This is a genomic window from Gilliamella sp. B3023 (assembly GCF_026536845.1).
Classification (GTDB): domain Bacteria; phylum Pseudomonadota; class Gammaproteobacteria; order Enterobacterales; family Orbaceae; genus Gilliamella; species Gilliamella apicola_E.
In genome coordinates this window covers 58,883-66,927 of the sequence record NZ_JAFNNH010000014.1, presented here as the reverse complement: position 1 = coordinate 66,927, position 8,045 = coordinate 58,883, and the positions used below count along the sequence as shown (strand labels likewise).

6 protein-coding genes are annotated in these 8,045 nt (G+C 33.5%); all 6 read right to left on the bottom strand.

Translation table 11 applies throughout. The features are described from left to right. On the bottom strand, positions 1-1,136 hold a 1,136-nt coding region (locus J3U16_RS09030), incomplete at its 3' end, for a DNA repair ATPase (RefSeq protein ID WP_267342912.1). Between the two features lie 106 nt (positions 1,137-1,242). Further along, the gene (locus J3U16_RS09025) at positions 1,243-3,345 is read right to left on the bottom strand and encodes a hypothetical protein (RefSeq protein WP_065563261.1); all 2,103 of its coding nucleotides are present in this window, start codon (positions 3,343-3,345) and stop codon (positions 1,243-1,245) included. 28 nt (positions 3,346-3,373) lie between these two features. Next, entirely contained in the window at positions 3,374-4,021 is a 648-nt protein-coding gene (locus tag J3U16_RS09020; RefSeq protein ID WP_065734408.1) for a hypothetical protein, read from the bottom strand. 96 nt (positions 4,022-4,117) lie between these two features. Next, on the bottom strand, positions 4,118-4,810 hold the full coding sequence (locus tag J3U16_RS09015) for a PspA/IM30 family protein (protein ID WP_267330273.1): 693 nt from the start codon (positions 4,808-4,810) through the stop codon (positions 4,118-4,120). A gap of 31 nt (positions 4,811-4,841) precedes the next feature. Then, positions 4,842-5,483 carry a YjfI family protein gene (locus J3U16_RS09010; protein WP_267330274.1) on the bottom strand — a complete coding sequence of 214 codons (642 nt, stop codon included), beginning with the start codon at positions 5,481-5,483 and terminating at the stop codon, positions 4,842-4,844. A 216-nt stretch (positions 5,484-5,699) separates the two neighbouring features. Next, positions 5,700-8,000 (bottom strand): TonB-dependent receptor domain-containing protein, encoded by a 2,301-nt coding sequence (locus tag J3U16_RS09005; protein WP_065734405.1) that lies wholly within the window; start codon positions 7,998-8,000, stop codon positions 5,700-5,702. Between the last annotated feature and the right edge of the window lie 45 nt (positions 8,001-8,045).

The following is an 8,045-nucleotide window of genomic DNA, read 5'->3' as shown; positions in this document are numbered from 1 at the left end:
TTGCGTTCAATCATATTATAATTGAACAGTGCTAGTCGCCCATTGCTTGGGTCATAGAAAATGTATAAAACATCTTCCCCATTTGGTGAACGGCGAATTCGTCTGAAACGCATACCTGACATTGATTGGTCAAAAGTTTTATAATCTCCATTTTGTAAGTAGTATCCCCCAGGAAATATAATTCCATGATCTTCTGGAAGTTGAATACATGATTGACCAATAAAATCTATACGATGGACTTGCTGGGTTAGCGAGTTATAAACTAAATAGCGCCAATTGTCTTCGCGGTAAGGGAGAATTTTCAATAGGATTAATGAACCAACTTTTGCATATTCTATTTTAGCATCATTAATTGATTGATTTTTATCAACAACCTCTTCTCGATAAATTCCTAAACCATCATTAGTATTATTTTCACACTTTATTGTTAAGTCACCACCAATGGTTTCAACAAATACTGTATCAAGAACATTGATATGAGGAAATCGCCCATTAACAATATCTTCACGTGTTGTTTCGATCCATTCAAAATCGTAGGCAGGTGGTAGTGCGATATCTCGCTCACCTCGATTATCTATATACTCGATTGTTTTTTTATCGCTAGATATAGACCATCGAAATACACGAATATCACTAATTCGTTCTCCAATTTGAAAACTAGCAAGAAGTTTTCCATCACGTTCAACAAGCTGAAGTAACTGGGCATTTTTATAATAAGTATAAAGTTCATTAAAGTCTTGTATAAATCGATCTATATTTAGGAATGTATTTGAGAGATCAACCGGATCAGCTTCATAATTGTTATCACGTTCAACTAATTGATAAAGTGAAAATACATCTTCTATCTTGGTTTCTTTTTTTAATCCTAAATAGACGTTATAACCAAACAACAACCAATCACCAAAGCGAACAATATCTCGTGCTACACAGTTATTTTCCGTTCTAATACGAATACGGCTAATAATGGACATGTCACTTTTACCAAACTCAGATAGCCTTTCCTGATTTAGAGCTTCTGTCTTTTGATTAAGTTCTTGTCCTAAAGAGGTTAAACGTTTACGAAGAATTTCATAAGCTCCGCCTTCCGCGACTGCTTTATCAATTGATGTTTGTTGCTGATCTTGGGTTTCTGACATGTTTTACTCGTTGAAGATAATACTGAAATACCTAATGTTTTAGGTAGGAAATGAATCCTACCTAAAACTGATTACATTATAGATAAATGGCTATTCTGATAGTAACCTATTCATTCTCATTATTGGATGACAAAAATTGTTTTGCTAACGCTTTTAAATCAGTGTTTTGCAAAGTCTCTTTTATGTTTATGTTTTTGTCTCCCGATAAGCGAGATAGTACTGATTGTAATGCAGATTGTAGTACAGGGCTCTGATTAACAGTTCCTTCTATTGCTTTACCTACACTAATTGCTTTAGAGAAGCTATTAAAGAAGTTATCATTACCGCCTACAATTTCAATATTGGCTTTACTGAATGCCGCAGCAAGCACGTCGGCTTGTTCTCTAGCAATTTCTTTGTTAGCAGCAATAGCAGCCATGGCTTGTTCGAAACCTTTTTCAAGCGCTAAACGGAATTCCTCATGATTTTTCGATTGTTCATTCATCGTACCCATTGCTTGGAACTTATCTACTAAACCATTTGCCTCAGCAGTTAATTTTTCGCGAATTACTAACGCTTCTGCAAGACCTTGTTCTTTTGTTGCTGATGCTTTTGCGAATCCAATACGTTCATCACCACGAGCTTGAGCAGAAAGTTTTTCTTCAAGTACTTTAGCTTCAGTTAAACCTTGTTTTTCTACTGCAATTGCTTTGGCTTCAATAACTTTAGCTTCTGCTAAGCCTTTTTCTTGATTACCTTTCGCTTCAGCTAATAATGTCTCAGCTGTAATATTTGCTTTGACTAAACCTTCTTTTTCTTCTGCTTCTGCTCTTGCTTTTCGTACTTTAGCTTCGGCAAGGCCTATTGCCGCTTCTTCGGCTTCTATACCCTGAGCTAATTGTTTTTTAGCTTCAGCTTGTTTAGCTGCAGCTTCTAATTCAGCTTGAGCCATCGTGCTGATTTCAATTGCGCGATGTTTAGATGATTGTTCATCTGCCTCAGCTTGTTTTACTTGTTTAACTAGCTCTTGTTCAGCTCTAGCTTCAGCTTCAATAATTGTTGTTTGTTTTTCACGATCTGCTCTTGAAACTTCACGAACTTCTTTAATGTTTTCCTCTTCAACTGCAACTGTTTTTTCAACTGCTACACGTTCACGAATAACATTAGCAATCTGTTTCTTTTCCTCTTCTACAACTTTGTCTTTCTCTATTCGTTGTAGTTCAACTTCTCGTTCACGAGCAACAATTTCAAGTGAACGAGCTCGGATTACACGTTCTTCTTCAATCGCAATAGCTCTTAGGCGGTTATTCTGTGCAACTTCTACTTCACGTAAACGATTCTCTTCTCTTACTTCAATTTCTTGTTGGGTTTGAATTCTAGCTTGTTCAGCTTTCAAACGTTCTTCTTCTTGAACTTTTAATGTTTCAGCGGCTTCTCTAGCTCGAATAGTTTCAATTTCACGTTTTTGTCGAGCCTCAGCGTCAGCTTGTTGACGTTCTAATTCAAGTTTAGCTTCGATAGTTTCAGTATCTTTTTTCTTAAGAGCTAACTCTAGATCGCGTTCTCGCTTATTGGTTTCATCTTTATGTACAGCAGTTATAGCTGTAATTTTATTAATACCTTCAGCATCAAAAATATTATCTGGGTCGAGTGATTTAATTGGAGTTTGTTCTAAATAATCGATAGCAACATCTTCAAGGGCATAACCGTTAAGGTCTTTACCTATTACATCAATGATACGTTCACGGAAATTCATTCGATCTTCAAACAGCTTTGCAAGTTCAAATTGTTTACCTACGGTTTTCAATGCTTCTGAAAATTTAGCACTAAATAATGTGCTTACCGCTTGTTGGTCTGATGCACGATCTACACCGATTGATTTGGCAACTTTAAGAACATCTTCTGTTGTTTCATTAACGCGTAAATAGAAGGCTACGCAGATGTCAGCCCTAAGGTTGTCTTGGCAAATTAAACCATCTTTACCTCTTCGTTCTACGTCAAAAGTGATCAAGGAAATTTTCATGAACTCTTTTTTGTAGATGATTGGATATACCAATGCACCAGTAAAATGAACTTTAGGTTTTGACGTCATGTCATTAACAATAAGCGCCGTACCTTGAGGAACCTTTATGTAAAATGCCTTAAATAATAGGAAGAATCCGACAATTACAAGGAATATACTTCCAACTATTACCAAAAAAAACATTATAGTATCACTGCTTAAAGACATATTTTTCTATTCTCCAAATTAACTTCTATTAGCCATTAAAATCTTTTAGGCTAATTATTTCATAACAATTTGTTGTTTCATCATACTGAAGGATTACGGCTTTATCACCGCGCTTGAATTGATAAGATTCATCACATCTTACCTCTAAAATAAGGCCCGCTCCTCCATCTTCACAGGTAGCTTGTCCTTTAGTTCTGGTTACGGTACTTGAGCGTATTTCGATAACTTGTCCTAACAATGATTTATGATTGTGGTTAATTATCAACTTTCTAAATAAAGGACGAAGTGGTTTAATAAAAAAAGCAGTTAAATAGACTGATAAAATAAATGAGATAATTAAAAGAGCTATCCCTGCTAAATAATAAAGAAATACAAAATTATACAAAGGTAGGATTAATAGACGAAAGGCAAAATAACAAATTGACCATCCAATTAAAGAGATCAATGTGATGATGAGAGTCATTGGTACTTCATTGAAGCCAAATTTCATTAATAAACCACCTAATCCAGTAGATGGAACATCACTATAAACATCATTGACACTGATATCAAAATCTAAACAGTCAACGCTTAATAGTCCTAATGCTGCAACAAACCAATATAAGATACAGATTGTTAACAATGCACTAAAGATAATTACGGGAAAAGAAAAAAATATTCCCCAAAACAGTTCCATTATATTCCCTTCATCTATCCAAACTATTTTTAACTAATTAATTATTTTATAATTGTTTTTGCTATTCTAACTTAAAAATATCAAAACGCGAAAACTTTAATTCGATTGTTTTTCTTTTAATCTAGCTAAAATTGAAGCTGCATTATTATTGCCAGCTTTAATACCGGCCGCTTCTAATTTACTATCAAGCGAATCAGGATTTTCAGTTGCTGCTAATTCTTTTTTTGCTTCAAAAGTGGCAGCAGCTTTTTCTTGACGTTTTTTGATTCTATCTAATGAATCGAGTGCAGTATGCAATTTAGCTGTTGAACCACCGTAACGCTGTGCTACTGCAGATTGTGCTTTTTGGACACTTTCAGTAGCTTTAACTATATCAACTTGTTGTTTTAAGTTACGAATATTGATTTCAGATTGTGAAATAGTTTGTCGTAAATTTTTAACACTTTCAGCAAAATAGTTAGCTTGCTTTTTGTTATTTTCATATTGATTTTCGAGTACCGAAAGTTTTTCCGCTACTTCCAAAGCTAACTCTTCATTGTTATTTTCAAGTGCTTTAATAGCATATGCTTCATATTCAGTTATTTGAGCTTTTGTTGATTCAACTTGTTTATCTGCTAATTTTTGTTCTGCTAGAATATTAGCTAATGATTCTTTAGCTTGTCTTAATTCTTCATCAGCATCTCTAATTTCTTGGTCTAATATACGTAACGCTTGAGAATCAATTATTGATTCGCCAACTTCATTTATTCCACCACGTAATGCTGTTACTAATTTTTTGAAGATAACCATATTTAACTCCTTCTATAACTTTTCGCTTTAACTATTCAATATTAAAGAAATGCTCATAAGCTTCAGTCGCTTTGATCACATTGTCTGATAACATTTCGAGTTCATAAATAATATCGTTTAAGGTTGAGGATGAACTAAGTGCACCATACATAATGTAATTGATTTCTCCATCTCCTGTTTTTTCAATTGCTATAGTTGATAAAGCAAATAGTTTTCTAGCAGACAGAATTTCTTCATTAAATGATGAAGGATTTTTGATTAGTGAAACTGGCCAAAGTAGTGCTTCTACAATAATTTGCTGATTTGAAACGCTTAAAAAAAGTGGTAAATCACCATAGTCATGCATAATGATATGTAAACAAGCATCGACACCATCAATTATTTCAATACTTGCAGAACCTTGTTTGATTAAATCAGTTTGATTTAATTCTTGGAAAAGGTCATTAATTTTCCAGATTTCTTTATTTTTCATTTCATTGTTTTCCTTCACATGGTACAAAAAAGATTTATTTTCTACAGCTGGTTGACGAAATTTTTTTTCGATTTCAAGTAACTCAGCAGTATTTTCAGGCAATATCCAAACTTCTTTTTTTATCAACCCCTGTTCTCTTAAACGTTGTCGGTATTGTTGTTGATAAAATGCTGAGCTTTTAGCTTCTTTGGTTTTTTTCATAAATTTTGGTTATTCTTTAATTTTTTATACAACTTATATTAGCATAATTTTATCACATGTAAATATTACATGTGATATTTTTTATCAATTTATTGATGCTAAATTTACTTTAATTTTAATAAAAAACTAAACACCTTTAGGGAGGTTTTATAGAAGGCTATAGAATAAATAACCCGCATGATGCGGGTTATTTATTTGAAAAAATGATATATCATTCTAGAAATCAACATCTAAACCTAATTGGAATGTTCTGCCTGGAGCAGTAAACATGTTTAGATATTTATGATCTGATGTGCTGTATAATTTATTATTACTTAGATAATCCCAATATTTTTGATCGGTAAGATTATAAACTCCACCATTCAATTTAACATTCTTAGTAATATTAATATAACCAGTTAAATCAATAATGCCATGACCGGCGATTCTAAAATAGTCATCTTTAGAATTAGGAAGTGGTCTACCATCATTACCATAAGATTCTCTAGATGTCGCTTCGGCTTTTTTACCTTTTTGGAATGTTGCTGTAACAGCCACACCATAAAATTTATTCGGATCATCCCACGCTAAACCGACAACACTTTTCATTGGTGCTATTGAATCCATTTCAATATATTTATCACCTAAATAGCTTGATTTTGATTTGCCTTGGTTATAACCAATTGCAAATTTAGCGCTTAAGCCATTAGCAGATTCTACCCATTTGCCGATATTGAATTCACTGCTCAATTCAGCACCATAGATGTATGCCTTATCACGATTTTCTGCTTGATAAACAATTCGGTTACCTGTTCCGACAAAGTTCTTTCTATAACGTGTATAAGCGATGAAATTTTTATATTTATTATAAAAAGCTGAAGATGTTAAAGTTACACCTGAAACAGGATGTCCTTTCAAACCTAATTCAAAATTGTCACTGGTTTCAGTGTTAAGATTTGAATCACCAACAAGTACATACATATTGCTATGCGCTAAATAAGATCCATATAATTGGTTCTGATTTGGCATTTGTGCGGAACGTTTGTATTGTAAATAAGCAGTGAAGTCAGGATTAATATCATACATAAATGACATAGAAGGTAAAACTTGGAAATCACTATTGCTACTATATTGTTTACCTAACTGGCTACCATTGATGTTTGTTACAGCCATATTTTCTAAATTACGAGGTTTAGTATTTTGGTAAATAACTCTAACACCAGGTACTAGATAGAAATTATTACTATCTTTAATATTAAAACTAATTCTGTCTTCGAGGAATCCCCCTAATTGATAACTTCGACTATCTGCTTGGGGTTTAGTGTAATCTCCGTCTGGAAATATTCTACCATTTTGAGATTGGGCTGAAGTAAAGAATGGTGATTCATCTTCACTCCATTTACCATTTAAACCAGCGCTAATTTTCTGATTTTCATAGTTTTTAACTAAAGTAGTAATAAAATTATAAGTTTTTGTATTGTAATTTGTTTGAGTATTAAAATTACCTTTAGTTGTATGTCTAATATCGGTACTATCATAGACATTGGTTCGTTGATAATTTAATTGAGTAGTTAAACTATCAATCCAGCTTATAGCAGTTGGTTTCCATTGATCTTTAATCGCAAGATTAAAGCGATTGTTTTTGCTTCTTTGATGATCAAGTGACTCAACTTTTTTACCGTATTTATCCCAAGTATCATAATGAGAATTTTTGGTTTTATTATTGTAATCAACTGTTGTATTAATTAAATGTTCTTCTGTCATTTGCCAGCCAAAACCAGCTAAAATCGAGTTGGAGTGCCAGTTTTCTGGATAACTACTTATTGAGTCTCCATTATTACGTGTTTGCTGGCCATCGCGTCGACTTAAAACCAAAATACCATTTAGATAATCATCACCACCAGCCATAGTTAAGCCCTGGTGGAAACTTCTATCTGAACTATCATAGTTATTTTGATAACCAAAGTAGGTCGTTTTACCCGGATAGAGGTAATAACTTGCCGATTTAGTTTGGAATGAAACTGAGCCACCTAGAGCATTATTTGCATTACTAACCGATGTCGCTCCTGATTGAATATCAACTTTATTGTACATATAGGTATCAATATAATCTCGGCCAATACCGTAAGATCCAAACCCAGCTCGTCCAACAGAGTTAACTCGACCTTGAGCTATTGGTAAAGGCATACCATCAATATCGATTGACACGCGGTTAGCATCTAAACCACGGATATTGTATCCAGTAAACCCACCACGGTCCCAACTACTTTTACCACTACCTGAACCTGAAATACTTCCTGGGGCAGAAATTAGAGGTTGATAACGCATTATAGTACCAAAATTAGTACCTCCATCACGGCGAATATCTTGCTCAGAAATTTCAGTATTCATTCCCGGATTTTTTGTTGCTTCATGAGCTGTTACAGTAATAGTATCAATGTCTTTTTCATCATTATGTTTATCAGTAGCGAAAGTAGGTAGTGCTAATGTTAAACCTATTGCTAATGAACTTGTCTTTTTTAAATATTTAAAATTCACATTTTTATCCTTTCAAACTTAATATGTTTAATGCGCGCATTTATT

What these genes read in the sequence shown, in the direction of transcription:
- J3U16_RS09025 (WP_065563261.1), bottom strand. Translation starts at nt 3,345, where the DNA reads ATGTCTTTAAGCAGTGATACTATAATGTTTTTTTTGGTAATAGTTGGA.
- J3U16_RS09020 (WP_065734408.1), bottom strand. Translation starts at nt 4,021, where the DNA reads ATGGAACTGTTTTGGGGAATATTTTTTTCTTTTCCCGTAATTATCTTT.
- J3U16_RS09015 (WP_267330273.1), bottom strand. Translation starts at nt 4,810, where the DNA reads ATGGTTATCTTCAAAAAATTAGTAACAGCATTACGTGGTGGAATAAAT.
- J3U16_RS09010 (WP_267330274.1), bottom strand. Translation starts at nt 5,483, where the DNA reads ATGAAAAAAACCAAAGAAGCTAAAAGCTCAGCATTTTATCAACAACAA.